Annotated in this window: 11 protein-coding genes; 3 read left to right on the forward strand and 8 right to left on the reverse strand. The window is 71.1% G+C overall.

The genetic code is table 11. The features are described from left to right. Positions 1–173: 173 nt before the first annotated feature. The 6 genes from QMO56_RS20725 to QMO56_RS20750 form a co-directional block, all read right to left on the reverse strand. The gene (locus QMO56_RS20725) at positions 174–1247 is read right to left on the reverse strand and encodes a LacI family DNA-binding transcriptional regulator (RefSeq protein ID WP_283528938.1); all 1074 of its coding nucleotides are present in this window, start codon (positions 1245–1247) and stop codon (positions 174–176) included. 126 nt (positions 1248–1373) lie between these two features. After that, entirely contained in the window at positions 1374–2387 is a 1014-nt protein-coding gene (locus QMO56_RS20730) for a tripartite tricarboxylate transporter substrate binding protein (protein ID WP_283528940.1), read from the reverse strand. A gap of 47 nt (positions 2388–2434) precedes the next feature. After that, positions 2435–3244, reverse strand: a complete 810-nt coding sequence (locus QMO56_RS20735; RefSeq protein WP_283528942.1) for an enoyl-CoA hydratase-related protein — start codon at positions 3242–3244, stop codon at positions 2435–2437. After that, a complete protein-coding gene (locus QMO56_RS20740) occupies positions 3241–4392 on the reverse strand; it encodes a CaiB/BaiF CoA-transferase family protein (protein ID WP_283528944.1) in 1152 nt (383 codons plus the stop codon). The genes QMO56_RS20735 and QMO56_RS20740 overlap by 4 nt, the downstream gene beginning before the upstream one ends. Then, a complete protein-coding gene (locus QMO56_RS20745; RefSeq protein WP_283528946.1) occupies positions 4385–6139 on the reverse strand; it encodes a hydantoinase B/oxoprolinase family protein in 1755 nt (584 codons plus the stop codon). Before QMO56_RS20745 ends, QMO56_RS20740 begins: the two co-directional genes overlap by 8 nt. 21 nt (positions 6140–6160) lie before the next feature. Continuing rightward, on the reverse strand, positions 6161–8185 hold the full coding sequence (locus QMO56_RS20750) for a hydantoinase/oxoprolinase family protein (RefSeq protein ID WP_283528947.1): 2025 nt from the start codon (positions 8183–8185) through the stop codon (positions 6161–6163). Between the two features lie 151 nt (positions 8186–8336). Between QMO56_RS20750 and QMO56_RS20755 the strand changes: the two genes are divergently transcribed. Continuing rightward, positions 8337–9296 (forward strand): hydroxymethylglutaryl-CoA lyase, encoded by a 960-nt coding sequence (locus QMO56_RS20755; protein WP_283528949.1) that lies wholly within the window; start codon positions 8337–8339, stop codon positions 9294–9296. 801 nt (positions 9297–10097) lie between these two features. Continuing rightward, on the forward strand, positions 10098–10856 hold the full coding sequence (locus QMO56_RS20760; protein WP_283528951.1) for a bifunctional 2-polyprenyl-6-hydroxyphenol methylase/3-demethylubiquinol 3-O-methyltransferase UbiG: 759 nt from the start codon (positions 10098–10100) through the stop codon (positions 10854–10856). A 92-nt stretch (positions 10857–10948) separates the two neighbouring features. Here QMO56_RS20760 and QMO56_RS20765 read toward each other — a convergent pair whose 3' ends face one another. Together QMO56_RS20765 and QMO56_RS20770 are read right to left on the reverse strand one after the other, a co-directional pair. Beyond that, positions 10949–12187, reverse strand: coding sequence for an MFS transporter (locus QMO56_RS20765; RefSeq protein ID WP_283528953.1), 1239 nt, complete (start codon positions 12185–12187; stop codon positions 10949–10951). Next, positions 12184–13653, reverse strand: coding sequence for a PLP-dependent aminotransferase family protein (locus tag QMO56_RS20770; protein WP_283528955.1), 1470 nt, complete (start codon positions 13651–13653; stop codon positions 12184–12186). Before QMO56_RS20770 ends, QMO56_RS20765 begins: the two co-directional genes overlap by 4 nt. A 183-nt stretch (positions 13654–13836) precedes the next feature. On the opposite strand from QMO56_RS20770, the gene QMO56_RS20775 reads away from it, so the two are divergent. Next, complete coding sequence (locus QMO56_RS20775) at positions 13837–14427, forward strand: LysE family translocator (RefSeq protein WP_283528956.1); 591 nt, start codon at positions 13837–13839, stop codon at positions 14425–14427. Positions 14428–14450: the final 23 nt, after the last annotated feature.

The following is a 14450-nucleotide window of genomic DNA, read 5'->3' on the forward strand; positions in this document are numbered from 1 at the left end:
CAACGCATCCGGGTCCGCGCTCATCCAGGCCAGCCTCCAAAAGCCAGCCTTGAATCACGCCCCGCTCAGCAGCGGAATCCCTCAGATCAGGAAATCGTCACCACCGCCTAGAGCATTTTGTTTTGACGAGCATCTTCACCCGTTCCGATGATGCCACCGGAACGGGATCTGCGCTAGCGCGCCGCCCGGGCCGTGGACCCGGGCGCGCGAGCGGGCGGCGCGCAGGACCCACGGTCGAGGAAGGCCGTCGGGGCCATCAGCGAGCGGGGCGGCATGTCGGGCTGCGCCAGGCGGCCGAGCAGGAAGCTCGCCGCGGAGACGCCGAGGGCCCGATGGTCCCAACGCACCACCGAGATCGGCGGCACATGGAAGGCCGCCAGTTCGCTGTCAGCACCGGCGACCACGGAGATGTCCTGCGGGATGCGCAGGCCGCGCAGCTGCAGTGCCCGCAGCAGGCCGGGCAGCAGGGCCGTGCCGGCGGCGAAGAACGCGCTCGGCGGCTCTGGGCCATCCAGCAGCGCCATGGCCGCCTCCTGCGCGAAGTCGGCGGCGAAACTGCCGAGCCGCAGCAGCTCGGGGTCCGCGGCCAGCCCGCGGCGGGCGAAGGCCGCCTCGAAGCCGCGCAGCCGCTCACGCGTTGCCCGCACCGTCGGCTCGCCGGAAATGAAGCCGATGCGGCGATGCCCCAGTTCCAGCAGCCGCGCCACCGCCTGCTCGCTGCCGGCGGCATGGTCAACCAGCACGCTGTCGAACCCGGCCGGCGCCGTGCGGTCGAGCAGCGTCACCGGCACCGGCACGGCGCGCAGCGCGCGCAGCACCTGCGGCTTCCGCTCCGAGGCCGTGGCGATGACGATGCCGTCCACCCGGCGCCGCACGAAGCTGCCCAGCAGCGCCGCCTCACGCTTCGGGTCATGGTAGGAGGAGGCGACGAACAGGCCGTAGCCAACCTTGTCCAGCTCCTGCTGCATGCCGTCCACGAAGCTCGCCAGCACCGGTACCGTGAGGTCGCGCACCACGCAGGCGAAGCTGCGGCTCTGGCCGCTGCGCAGGCTCTGCGCGGCGGCATCCGGCGCATAGCCAAGGCTGCGGATGGCCGCCAGCACCCTCTCGCGCAGCTCCGGACTGACCTCCGGCCGGCCATTGATCACGCGCGAGACGGTGCCGAGACCGACTCCGGCCACTTCGGCAACATCACGGATCGTCGGTGCGGCGGCCGTGCCGGAACGGCGGCCTATCGGGGAACTCATGACAGGCAATCCTGCGGCCGGCGCCGCACCCGGTTGAGCAAGCGGGCGCGGCGCGATCGTCTCTCTGTCAGGAGTTAATGGCGCTTGCCGGCCGGGTGCGCAACCGCCCGGCGGCTGGCCCGGGCGCTAGATCTCGACGGTGATGCCGGCCTCGTGCACCACCTTGCCCCAGCGCTCGTCCTCCTCCTTCAGATAGCTGGCGAAGCGCTCAGGCCCGTAGCCCAGGGCGCTGAAGCCGTTGGTGCGCAGGGCCTCGGCGAAATCCGGCGTGTCGAGCGCCTCGCCCAGCGCCGCGTTGATGCTTTCGGCAACCGGTTTCGGCGTGCCGGGCGCGGCCAGCAGGCCGATCCAGGCATCGGCCACCAGCGGCACCCCCTGCTCCTCCAGCGTGGGCAGGTCGGGCACCATGGCGAAGCGCTGGCCGGAGGCCACGCCCAGCATGCGCAGCCGCTCCCGCTGCGGGTAGGAGACGGCCACCGGCACCATCATGACGTCCACCTGATCGGCGGTGATCGCCGTCACCCCTGGCCCGGCACCCTGATAGGGCACATGCACCATGTCGACGCCCGCCGCCTGCTTGAACATCTCGCCGGCCGCATGGGAGGCGCTGGCCACGCCATAGGAGGCATAGGTCAGGGGCGGCCGCGCTGCCTTCGCCAGCCGGACCAGCGAGGGCACGTCCGTGACCTTCAGACCCGGGCGCGCCACCAGCGCGAACACCACATAGGCGACGCCCGTCACCGGCACGAACTCGGACACCTTGTAGGGCAGCTTCTTGTTGGCCGCCGGCATGACGGTGTGCGTGTCGGCGGTGGCCAGCAGCAGGCTGTGCCCGTCGGCCGGCGCATTCAGCAGGTTCTGGGTGGCGATAATGCCACTGGCACCGGGCCGGTTCTCGATGACCAGCGGCTGGCCAAGCCGGTTGCCGATCTTCTGCGAGATCAGCCGCGCCAGCATGTCGGTTGCGCCGCCGGGCGGGAATGGCACCAGGATGCGCACGGGGTGGCTCGGCCGCCACCCCGCCTCAGCCAGTGCCGGGCGGGCCAGCGGCGCGGCCGCCACCGCCGCGCCGGCCGCCAGCAGGCGCCGCCGCGTCAGCCAAGGCGCCGAAGGCGGCGCCGGAATGATCCTGTTCGTCATGGTCGGTCTCCTCCACGATGCGAATGCCCGCGCCGGTTCGTCCCGCGTCAGGCTCCCTTGAAGACCGGCTTGCGCTTCTCGTTGTAGGCTGCGATGCCCTCGCGCCGGTCGGCGGTCGGGATCAGCTGGTAGTAGGCTTCGATCTCGAAGAGCATGCCGGTATTGAGATCAGCCTGCAGGCCGCGGCTGATGGCCTTCTTTGCCTGCCGGATGGAAATGGGCGCGTTGCCGGCGATGGCGGCTGCGACCTCGAGCACGGTGTCCAGCACCGCGCCCGGCGCGCAGAGCCGGTTGACCACGCCCCAGGCCAGCGCCTCCTCGGCCGAGAAGGGCCGGCCGGTGAAGATCAGCTCCTTCGCGCGGCGCTCGCCGATGGCGCGCGGCAGGTGCTGCGTGCCACCGCCGCCGGGCATGATGCCCCGCGTTACCTCCGTCAGCGCGAAACGGGCGGCGCTGGAGGCAAAGCAGAAGTCGCAGGAGAGCGCGATCTCCAGCCCGCCGGCGAAGGCGGCGCCGTTGATGGCGCCGATCAGCGGCGGCGGGCAGGCGAGGATGGCGCGCATCATCCGCTCGAACATGTAGTGCTGCCGCGCGAAGGCGGCGTCATCCATGCCGTCGCGCTCCTTGAGGTCGGCGCCGGCGCAGAAGGCGCGGTCGCCGGCGCCGGTCAGCACGACGCAGCGATAGGCCTCGGGCGCCGCCTCCAGCGCAGCGAAGGCGCGGATCAGTTCCTCGCCCATGGTGGTGTTCATGGCGTTGGCGCGCTCGGGCCGGTTCAGCGTGATCAGCAGCATCCGCTCGCCGGGCTCGCTGAGCGCAAGGGTCTCGAAGGGCTGGTCCAGCGCGGCCAGTCTCATGGCACCGTCTTTCCTGTTGAGAGCAAACTGTCCTGCTGTTCGCCGAGGCGCGGCGCGCGGCCGGCCAGCGGCGGGCGCCGGCCGTCGAAGCTCAGCGGCAGCGGGATGGTACGGACCCCCTCGCCCGGCATCGCCGCCACCATGCCGAGCGCCGCGGTCTGCGGATCCGCCAGCGCGGCATCGACGGTGTTGACCGGCCCGCAGGGCACGCCCGCCTCCTGCAGCGCCGCGGCCAGCTCCGCCATGCTGCGCTGACGCACCAGCGGCGCCAGCAGCGCGATCAGCGCATCGCGCTGCGCGACGCGGCCGCCATTGGTGGCGAAACGGGCATCGGTCGCGAGCTCCGCGCAGCCGAGCACCTGGCAAAGCCGGCCGAACAGCCGGTCGTTGCCGGCGGCGATCAGCAGCCTGCCGTCGGCGCAGTCGAAGGCCTGGTAGGGCACGATATTGCCGACGCCGGAACCCAGCCGCCGCGGCAGCACGCCGCTGGCCAGGAAGTCCGAGGCAGGCACGGTCATCCAGGCCAGCGCGGTCTCGTAGAGGGAGACGTCCACCACGCTGCCGCGCCCGCTGGCACGCCGCCGCAGCAGCGCCGCCAGCACGCCCAGCGCCGCCCAGATGCCGGTGCCGATGTCGTTGATGGCGACCGGCACCCGGCTCGGCGGCTCGCCGGGATGACCGATCATGCTCATCAGCCCGCTGGCCGCCTGGATCAGCGGATCGTAGCCGGGCCGATCGCGCAGCGGACCGGTGCGCCCGAAGGCGCCCAGATTGCAGTAGACCAGCTCCGGCTTCTCGGCGGCGAGTTCCTCACCGCCCAGCCCGACGCTTTCCACCGTGCCGTATTTCAGGTTCTGCAGCACCACATCGGCGCGCTCCAGGATCAGCCGGCGCAGCGCGGCGGCGGTGGAGGGGTCGCGCAGATCGACGCAGACGCTGCTCTTGCCGCGGTTGACCGCATGGAAGAGCACCGCCGCGCCATCGACATAGGGCGGCCCCCAGTCGCGCGCATGGTCCCCGCGGCCGGCGCTCTCCACCTTCAGGACCGTGGCGCCGAGATCGGCCAGCACCATGCCCGCGAAGGGACCGGCCAGGCTGTGGCTGATCTCGACCACGAAGACGCCGTCGAGCGGAAGCGCCTCAGCCATGCGCCCGCTCCGGCTGCCCCGCCTCGGCCAGCAGCGCCGCCGCCTCGGCCTCGGAGAGGAAGTAGTCGCGCGTCAGGGCAGCGGCGGTGATGTAGCCGTCGCGCAGATCGTCCAGCAGCTTCTGGCGCGGCCGCCGGCGCGGATCGCCATAGCCGCCGCTGCCGGCGGGCTGCAGCCGCACGCGGTCGCCACGGTGGACGATGGAATGCCCCGCCTTGGCCGGCACCCGCTGCTCGCTGCCGTCGCTGTGCTGGATGTCGCAGAGGAAAGTGCTGCCGGCGCCGCCGCCGAACTGGCCGAGCGGCGGGTGGATGCCGCGCTCGCCGCAGGCGGTGAAGGTGGCTTCCTCATAGCCTACGCGATAGACGCGGCGCGAGGTGAGGCCGCCGCGGAACTCGCCGGCGCCGCCGGTATCCGGCACCAGCGACCACTCCTCGACCAGCAGCGGCGAAGTCTGCTCGATGATCTCCACCGCCGTGCTGCCGGCATTGCCGACATAGACACGGATGCCGTTGACGCCGTCCTTGTCCGCCCGGGCGCCCATTCCGCCGGCATGCGGATCGATCATGCCGACGAACTTGCGGCCGGTGCGGCGCACCCGCTCCTCATCCGGGTCGTCACCGCCGAAAATGCCGGAGAAGGCGCCGCAGTTGCTCTGGCCCACCACCCGCTTGGGCACGGCGGGCGCTAGCGCCTTCAACAGCAGATCGATGATGCGCGGCGAGGTCTCGGTGTTCCCCGCCACCACCGGCGCGGGGAAGCGGCAGTTCACCACGCTGCCCTCGGGCGCGGCGATGCCGACCGGCCGGTAGCAGCCCTGGTTGATCGGGATGGTGACGTCGGTGATCGCCTTCACCGTGAACCAGGTGCTGTTGCAGGTGACGGAGAAGGGGCAGTTGATGCCACCGCGCGTCTGCGCACCGGTGCCGGCATAGTCAAAGTCGATGCGGTCGCCCTGCTTGGTGATCTTCACCTTCAGCGGGATCGGCTCGGTCGGCCAACCGGCGGGGCCGGCCACCGGCTCCAGCGCATCCTCCGCCTCGTAGATGCCGTCGGGGATGGCGCGGATCGCCTCGCGCATCAGCCGCTCGGAATGATCAAGGGCGCGCGCCATGGTCTCGCGCAGCGCCTCCTTGCCGTATTTGCGCACCATCTCGACGACGCGCCGGTCCCCCACATAGCAGCCGGCATACTGCGCCTGAATGTCGAGCAGCCGCACGGCGGGATCGCGCGTGTTCTGCACGATCAGCGTCATCACGTCCTCCACCGGCTTGTCCTCCCGGTAGAGCAACACGGGCGGGATGCGGACACCCTCGGCGAAGACATCCCAGGTCATGCAGGTGTAGCTGCCGGGCGCCTGGCCACCGATATCGGTCCAGTGGCCGCGCGTCATGACGAAGGCGACGATCTCGTTATCCACGAAGACCGGGCGGGTGAACTGGATGTCCGGCTGGTGATTGCCGCCGCCGAGATAGACGTCGTTGGAGATGATGACGTCGCCCGGGCGCAGCTTGTCGCGGCCCACCGCCTCGACCGAGGCGCGGGTCGAGATGACGGCCGAACCGAGCATGGTCGGGATGTCGTTGCCCTGCGCGACGAGCTGCATCTCGGCATCGAACAGCGCCGCCGAGGCATCTCCGCCGGAATGCACGATCGGGCTGCCGGCCGTGCGCATCATCGCGATCTTCATTTCGCGCGCGGTGGCGTAGAGGCCGTTGCGCAGGATCTCGTAGGTGACGATGTCCATGTCTCTGCTCCCTGCCGCCCTTTACAGCCCGATGACGAGGTTCAGCGCCGCATCCACCTCGGCACTCTCGCCAGGGCCGAGGATGATGCAGCTGCTCTGCTCCTCGACAACGGCGGGGCCGGCGATGCGGAAGCCCGCCGGCAGGTCGCGGCGGCGCCAGACCGGCAGGGTCTGCGGTGCCTCGCCGAGCGCCACGTCGCGTGTCTTCCACGGCTCGGGCCTCGGCTTCGGCGTGCCGACGCGCAGCTCGCCGCGCCAGCCGGTGCGGGATTGCCCCTCGATGCGCAGGTTGTTGACGATGATGGACTGATCAGGCTTGGTGAAGTTCCACAGGCGCTGATGCGCCGCCGCGAAGGCATGGCCGATACCGCTGAAACCCTCGGGCGGCAGGTCGATGGCGATGGAATCCGGTTGCCCGGCATAGCGGCAGTCGAGGCCGCGGCGCAGCGTGATCTGCTCCGGCGCGATGCCGCCGGCGCGGAAGCTCGCCAGCACCTCCCCTTCCAGCGCAGCGAAGCGCTGTTCGAGCCAGGCCACGTCCATGGAGGAAAGCTCGCGCTCCACGGCCGCCTGCCCATCGGTCTTGCGATCGGCCAGCACCATGCCGAGGGCGCTGAACAGCCCGGGGAGCGGCGGCACGATGACCCGGCGGATCTCCAGCTCGCGCGCCAGATCCAGCGCATGCAGCGGGCCGGCACCGCCGAAGCACAGGTAGGAGAACTCGCGCGGATCATAGCCGCGCTCCACCGTCATCAGGCGCATCGCCTGCGCCATCAGCGCATTGGCGACCGCGCGCACGGTGCGCGCCGCCCGCAGCACCGGCATACCGAGCGGCTCGGCGAGATGCGTGCGGATCGCCGCCTCCGCCGCCGCCACATCGAGCCGGAAGCCGCCGTCGAGGAAGGTGTCGGGATCGATGTAGCCGAGCACGAGGTTGCAGTCGGTGACGGTGGGGCGCGTGCCGCCGCGGCCGTAGCAGGCGGGGCCGGGATCGGCGCCTGCGCTCTGCGGCCCGATGCGCACGCCGCCGCCCGCGTCGATCCAGGCGATGGAGCCGCCGCCGGCGCCGATGGAATCGATATCAATGCTGGGCGCCCGCACGGCATAGCTGTGCAAAAGGCTGGAATGGCGCAGTTCCGGCCGCCCCTCACGGATCAGCGAGACGTCGAAGGTCGTGCCGCCCATGTCCCCGAGGATGACACCGGCAGCCTCCGGGTCGGAAAGCCGCAGGGCGGCGCTGACGCCGCCGGCGGGGCCGGATTCCAGCAGCATGACCGGGCGCGCGGCGACCATCTCGGCATGGGCGAGCCCGCCATTGGACTGCATGAACATCAGCTCGCCATGGAAGCCGGCCCGCTGCAGCTCACCGCCGAGATTGCGGATGTAGCGCGCACAGATCGGCCCCAGCATGGCGTTCATGATCGTCGTGCTGGTGCGCTCATACTCGCCGAGCTCGGGATTCACGGCATGCGAGGCGGTGATGAAGCGGCCCGGCAGCCGCTCGGCCAGGAAGTGCGCCGCCGTCTGCTCATGCGCGGGATTGATGAAGGCGTGCAGGAAGCAGACCGCCACGGCCTCGACATCACTGGCGGCGATGGCCTCGGCAACCTCGGCAAGCGCCTGCATGTCGAGTGGCAGCTCGACACCGCCACGATGATCCAGCCGTTCCGGCACTTCATAGCGGTGGCGGCGCGCCACCAGGGGCTTCGGATTGTCGAACAGGAGGTCGTAGAGATCGGCGCGGTCGTGCCGCGCAATACGGCGCAGTTCGAGAATGTCGCGGAAGCCGCGCGTGGTGACCAGCGCCGTCTTCGCGCCGGTGCCCTCGACCACCATGTTGGTCGCCATGGTGGTGCCGTGCCCGACGAAGCCTACCGTCTCGGCGGCGATTCCCGACACTTCCAGCACGCGGCGAAACCCTGCCACGGCACCGATGACACGGTCCCGCGGGGTGGTGGGGACCTTGACGCTGTGCGCCCGGCCGTCATCCTCGATCAGGACGACGTCGGTGAAGGTGCCGCCGACATCGATGCCAATGCGGTTCACGATTCTCTTCCTCCCAGCCAAGGCTTCGTGCAGCGGCAACGACCGCGAGCCCTCTTGTCAAACAGACGATGAAACGGTTCCATGGAATGGTCAATGGGCATTCGTCATGCGGCTCCGGGCCCGCAGACCAGCCCCAGGGAAGGAAAACCGCATGGCAGAGACGGATGTGACGGTGCGCGAGGTGGGGCTGCGGGACGGCATCCAGATCATCGGCGGCTTCATGCCGACGCCCGCCAAGATCGCCTGGGTCGAGGCCGAGGTGGCAGCAGGCGTGTCCGAGATCGAGGTGACCTCCTTCGTTCCGCCGGCCGTGATCGCTCAGTTCGCCGATGCGCCGGAAGTGGCTGCTGCCGCCGTGCGCCTGCCGGGTCTGGAAACCGCCGCGCTGGTGCCCAACCTGAAGGGCGCCGAGCGTGCGGTGGCAGCCGGCGTCGGAAAGATCAACTTCGTGATGTCAGTCAGCCGCACGCACAACCTGAACAACGTACGGCGCGAGCGGGAAGAATCCCTCGCCGATTTCCGGCGCATCGCCGCCATGCTGGTGGCCCTGCCACCGGAGCGGCGGCCCATGCTGGTCGGCGGCCTTTCCACCGCCTTCGGCTGCTCCTTCGAAGGCCCGGTGCCGGCTGACGCGGTGCGGCACTACGCCACGCTGCTGGCTGAGGCGGGGGCGCAGGAACTGATCATCGCTGACACCGTCGGCTACGGAGATCCGGCCCAGGTGCGGGTGGTGTTCGATGCGCTGCGGACCGATCTGGGCGCCCTGCCGTTGGCCGCGCATTTCCATGACACGCGCGGCACCGGCCTTGCCAATGTCGCGGCCGCGCTGGACTGTGGCGTGCGGCGCTTCGACGCCTCGCTGGGCGGTCTCGGCGGCTGCCCCTTCGCGCCGGGAGCGACCGGCAACATCGTCATGGAAGATCTCTGCTTCATGCTGGATTCCATGGGCCTGCGCACCGGCGTGGACCTCGAGGCGCTGCTGGCGGTGCGACGGCAGGTGGCCGCGGCACTCCCCGGCGAGGCCATGTATGGTGCACTGGCGCGTGCCGGCCTGCCGAAGCGTTATGTCAGCGCGGAGCAACGGCGGGCCGAGGCCGGCCCGGCGGTGTAGAGACTCGCGCGGCCGGCCTCGTTGCTGCGGCCCGAGCCGCTGGCGCACGGGCTTCATGCGCCGGCTCCACAGCCGCGGCAATGCATCGCGCGCCGGAAGCGCGGATCAGGCGGGCCCAGGCGGCCAGAGGCTTGACCATTTCCGCTCTTGCCAATATCGGCCGGAGAACATATTGGGCGGCCTAAAGGCCCTTTGGGGCTGCAGCGCCGGACGAATGCTCTGCATCGAGCCATCGGCCCTTGGGGATGATGCTGGACCTTTCTCTTCTGGGTGGACACTCCTGCTAAACTCATGAGGAGCGAGATGTCCCGATGGCCCACAGAGCGAGGCAGAGATGCACCGGGGCATTCAAGCCAGGGCATGCTGTGGCCGGCCTGGTGGCGCTGCCGGCCTGCCCCCTGCCACTCTTCTCCGAGGATCCGGGTTCAGGGCTGTCCGCCGGATCATGTCGGGCAGCATGCTGCGAGACCCGGCTCCGGCCGCACCGTGCCTGACCCTTGCGCGCCAGCAGCCCGGCCCGGGGTCCCTGCCCCCATCCGGCCAGCGGCCTGCCACCTGCCGGCATTCCCTGCCGTGGTGCCTCCGCTTTCCCGAATGTCTGCCCCGGCCGCCACGGCTTGCACCGCGCAGGCGGCCCGCTCATTCCCGGCCGGATGGAGCGGGCTGCAGCCTGACCACTCCAGAACCCCGCCTTCACATCCGGGAGAACTCAGCCAGGAGTTGCTTGGCCCCGTCTGCCGGCCAGCAGCGCCAGCAACCGGATTCCTCCCGATTTTCTGAACCTCGCCAAGGATATGCGGAATGGATCAAACGGCAGTTGAGCGGCTCAAATGGATCAAGAACCGGCGCTGGTTCTACGAGTTCGAACTCCCCGATGGCACCAAGACCCAGCATGACCTTTCGCCGGAAGTCTTCCCCATCCACCAGTCGCGCCTGGAAAAGCTCCTTGGGGTGATTCGCGAACAGGTGCCGGATGCCGGCGCCCTCAGCGCCTTCGATCTCGCCTCCCATGAAGGTTTCTACTCGCTCGCGCTCGCCAGGCACTTCAAGAGCGTGAGGGGATACGAGTTCCGGGATTCCAGTCTCACCGCAGCGCGTGCCATCACCGAGGCGATGGGCGCAACGAATGTCGAGTACGTCCAGGCCGATCTCCAGAAGATGGAGTTCGATCCCGCGCAGACGGCCGATTTCGTGCTGCTCTTCGGCCTGCTCTATCATCTGGAGAATCCGGTCCACACGCTGCGTCTCGCCAGCCAGATGAGCCGCAAGCACATCCTGATCGAAACCCAGGTCTATCCTTACGACATCAGCGGCCAGATCGAGGATGGCGCCTACTACAACGTCCGGCCGGTCCAGGGTGTGTTCGCCCTTTCGCCGGACTATGCCAGCGCCCGCGAGGGAGGCTCGACGGAAGTCGCGCTGATCCCCTCCCTGAATGCGGTCGTCTCCCTGATGAAGAATTTCGGCTTTTCGGAAGTGTCGGTGCTGCCCAGCCCCGAAGGCGACTACGAGCAGTTCCGTCGCGGTTCGCGGGTGGTGGTCTACGGCCGGAAGGGATAACGGCTGCCGGACGACCTGGGCCCCTGGCCAGCATGTGGCAGGGGCTCCCGGCGGATAGCGCCGGCATGCCGCCGGCGAGGCGCCGCCCCGCCTCACCGCAGTGCCGGCCACCGGCGCCATGCCCGTCCGGCAGCGCGGGGCACGGCCTGCTGCGCCGGCGTGCCGTCGATCGGGAAATGGAGGGCGGCGGCCACAAAGCCGGCGATGGCGGTGGCCAGCCATACGGCCCCATAGGAGCCTGTGCGGTCGAAGACGAGCCCGCCCGACCAGGAGCCGAGGAAGGACCCGATCTGATGGCTGAGGAAGCATAGGCCGAACAGCGTGCCGAGATGGCGCGTGCCGAAGACCCTCGCCACAAGGCCGCTCGTCAGCGGCACGGTGCCCAGCCACATCAGCCCCATCGCCGCAGCGAAGACTAGGGCGACCGCCGCCGACTTCGGCGCCAGGTAGAAGCCAAGGATGACGGCGCCGCGGAGGAGGTAGAGCCAGCCCAGCACATGCTGCTGCGAAAAGCGGCCGCCCAGCCAGCCGCAGGCCCAGCTTCCGAGCATGTTGAACAGCCCGATCGCCGCCAGCGCCAGCGCGCCCGTACCGGCCGGCATGCCGCAGAGGCTGAGATAGGCCGGCAGATGCGTGCCGATGAAGGCAAGCTGGAAGCCGCAGGTGAAGAAGCCAAGGGTCAGCAGGCGATAGCCGCGGTGACCCAGCGCCTGCGCCAGGGCAGCCCGCAGCGGCATGGGCGGCTCGGCCGGCGGGCCGGCCGCCGGGCGGCCGAGCAGCAGCCCGAGCGGCGCGACCGCGATCAGGAAGCCGGCCAGGGCCAGGAGCGAGGCGGCCATCCCCGAGCGCTGCGCCATGCCCTGCGCGAAGGGCACCAGCAGCGCCTGGCCGAGCGAGCCCGCGGCGCTGGCCAGCCCCATCGCCAGGCTGCGCCGCTCCGCCGGCACGGCGCGGCCAAGCGCCGCCAGCACCACGCCGAAGCTGGTGCCGCTGATACCCAGCCCCACCAGCAGCCCCATGCCGATCACCAGCGCGACCGGTGAGGCGGAGAGGGCGACGAGTGAAAGGCCGGCGGCATAGAGCACGGCGCCTGCCGCGACCACCGGCATCGGCCCGAAGCGATCGGAGGCCGCGCCCGCGAAGGGCTGGGCGAGGCCCCAGGTCAGGTTGTGCAGGGCGATGGCGAAGGCGACGAGCCCAAGGGAATGGCCGCCACGCGTCAGCGGATCGAGATAGAGGCCGAAGCTCTGTCGCGCGCCCAGGGCCACGCTCATGACGGCGCCGCCGGCCAGGACGGCGGCCAGCGCCCCCTGGTGCGGCCGCGGCGTCATGCCTCCCCTTCCCGCAGCAGGGCGCCCAGCAGCTCCGGGATGCGCGGATCCGTGCTGCGGCCGACATTGAAGCGGAAGTGGCGGCTGGGCTGGCGGCAGGGCCGGAACAGCGCGCCCCCCGCAAGCACCAGGCAGCGGTCGCGCGCGGCGAGGACGAGGTCGTCCCGCGCGCCGGGCGGCGCCTCCGCCCAGAGGAACATGCCGTCCTCCCCCGCCGCGATGGTGAAGCCGAGGCTGCGCAGGCGCTCCGCCACCAGGCCGCGTGCGGTGGAGAGGCGCGCGCGCAGCGCCTCCAGGTGGCGCCGGTACTGGCCGGAGCAGAGCATCTCCAGCAGCAGCTGCTCCTCGACGCCGGAGCCGGTGAGGCTGGTGGTGATCTTGGTGCGCAGCAGCGCCTGCACGCGCTTCGCCGAGGCGGCGAGGAAGCCGGTGCGCGTGCCCTGGCCGATCAGCTTGGTGAAGCTGGCGACATGGATGACGCAGGCGCCGCCGTCGAGCTGCATGAGCCGCACCGGCTCGCCGCCATGCAGGTCGCCATGCGCGTCATCCTCCACCAGCAGCAGGTTGTGGCGCTCGGCGATGCGCAGCAGGCGGTGGAGATTGGCGGCAGAGGCGGTCCAGCCCGTCGGGTTGTGCAGCACGGGCTGCAGGAAGAAGGCCTTCGGCGCCTCCGTGCGGCAGGCGCGTTCCAGCGCCTCCAGGCAGGGGCCGTCCGGCCGGCGCTCCACCGGCACCAGCCGCAGGCCACGCTGCTCCAGCATCGGGAAGAGCATGAAGTAGCCGGGGTCCTCGACCAGCACCGTGTCGCCGGGGGCGAGGAAGGTCTGCACCACGAGCTGCAGCGCCTGCGTGCCGCCCGCCGTCATCAGCACGCGGTCCGGCGGCACGGTGATGCCGCGCGTCGCCAGGCGCTGGCAGACATGCTGCCGGATGGCCGCCCCGCCCTGCGGCGGCGCCACGCGCCCGAGATGCGCCGGCAGGTGCCGCGCGAAGCGGGAGAGCACCCCGCCCTGCCAGGCGCCCTCCGTCCAGGCCTCGGGCAGCACGCCCCCGCCGGGGCAGAGCACGTCCTCCCGCGCCTCCAGCATGGCCATGGCGACGCCTTCGGCCAGGGTCGGGTCCGGCGCGGGGAGCGGCGCCGGCGGCGGCAGCGCCGCCGGGCGGATGACATAGACGCCAGAGCCGGCGCGGGAGATGGCGAGGCCCATGGCGGCCAGCCGCGCATAGGCCTCCACCACGCTGTGCACGCCGATGCCGGTGCGGTGGGCCAGCGCGCGGATGGAGGGAAGCCGCGCCCCGTGCGGCAGCGTGCCGGCCCGGATCAGCTCCGCCAGCCGCCCGGCGATCTGGTGGGCGAGCGGCTCCGGCGCCTGCCGGTCGATCTCGACGGAAAGCCGCGCATGCCCGCCGAGGACGAGGCGCAGGGCCGGCCGGGCCGGTGCGGCGGGGATGGAGCTCTGGGCCATGGCGGCGCCTCCCTGGGACGCGATCCGTCCAGCATCGGCGCGCGGCGGGCCGCCAGCAAGGCGAGGCGTGCCGGTGCTGGCAGCAACTGTGTCGGCAGTCCGGCGCCACAGTTCGGGGGAGGCGTGGCTGGCGGATCCGGGCGGCGACGGCGAAGCATGGCCGCGCTTTCGGAGGATCGGCGCATGAACGGATTCTGGCCGCTGCTGCTCTTCGCCGCCATCGCCACCGTCACCCCGGGCAGCGCCACGGTGATGGCCATCGCCTCCGGCGCGCGCTTCGGCTTCGCGCGTTCCCTGCCGCTGGTGGCCGGGCTTGCCCTCGGCCTCGGCCTGATGGCCGCCGCGGCGGGAGGCGGGCTGGGCGCGGCGCTGCTGCTGGCGCCCTCGGCGCAGACGGCATTGCGGCTCGTGGGCAGCGGCTATCTCCTGTGGCTCGCCTGGCGCATCGCCTGCAGCGGCGCGCCGCGCCGTGGCGAGGCGGCGGCGCCCGCCGGCTTGCTGCTCGGCCTCCTCTTCACCTGCCAGAACCCCAAGGCCTGGGCGGTGACCCTGGGTGCCGCCGCCTCCTTCTCTGGCCTGGCCGCGAGCCCGGCGGGGCTGGCCCTGCTGCTGGGCGGCACCTTCGTCGGCTTTGCGCTGCTGGCCCTGTCCTTCTGGTGCGCCGCCGGGCGCGCGATGGGGCGGCGGCTGCGGACCGAGCGGCAATGGGCCGTGACGAACGGCCTGCTCGGCGCGCTGCTGGCGGGATCGGTGATCCCGATCTGGTGGCCATGAACGCCGCCCGCCACGCAGCGGGG

It is taken from the genome of Roseomonas sp. E05, from assembly GCF_030063475.1.
GTDB lineage: Bacteria > Pseudomonadota > Alphaproteobacteria > Acetobacterales > Acetobacteraceae > Pseudoroseomonas.

Excerpts from the sequence above, each read along its gene's own strand:
- QMO56_RS20725 (WP_283528938.1), bottom strand. The coding sequence starts at position 1,247 with ATGAGTTCCCCGATAGGCCGCCGTTCCGGCACGGCCGCCGCACCGACG.
- QMO56_RS20730 (WP_283528940.1), bottom strand. The coding sequence starts at position 2,387 with ATGACGAACAGGATCATTCCGGCGCCGCCTTCGGCGCCTTGGCTGACG.
- QMO56_RS20735 (WP_283528942.1), bottom strand. The coding sequence starts at position 3,244 with ATGAGACTGGCCGCGCTGGACCAGCCCTTCGAGACCCTTGCGCTCAGC.
- QMO56_RS20740 (WP_283528944.1), bottom strand. The coding sequence starts at position 4,392 with ATGGCTGAGGCGCTTCCGCTCGACGGCGTCTTCGTGGTCGAGATCAGC.
- QMO56_RS20745 (WP_283528946.1), bottom strand. The coding sequence starts at position 6,139 with ATGGACATCGTCACCTACGAGATCCTGCGCAACGGCCTCTACGCCACC.
- QMO56_RS20755 (WP_283528949.1), top strand. The coding sequence starts at position 8,337 with ATGGCAGAGACGGATGTGACGGTGCGCGAGGTGGGGCTGCGGGACGGC.
- QMO56_RS20760 (WP_283528951.1), top strand. The coding sequence starts at position 10,098 with ATGGATCAAACGGCAGTTGAGCGGCTCAAATGGATCAAGAACCGGCGC.
- QMO56_RS20765 (WP_283528953.1), bottom strand. The coding sequence starts at position 12,187 with ATGACGCCGCGGCCGCACCAGGGGGCGCTGGCCGCCGTCCTGGCCGGC.
- QMO56_RS20770 (WP_283528955.1), bottom strand. The coding sequence starts at position 13,653 with ATGGCCCAGAGCTCCATCCCCGCCGCACCGGCCCGGCCGGCCCTGCGC.
- QMO56_RS20775 (WP_283528956.1), top strand. The coding sequence starts at position 13,837 with ATGAACGGATTCTGGCCGCTGCTGCTCTTCGCCGCCATCGCCACCGTC.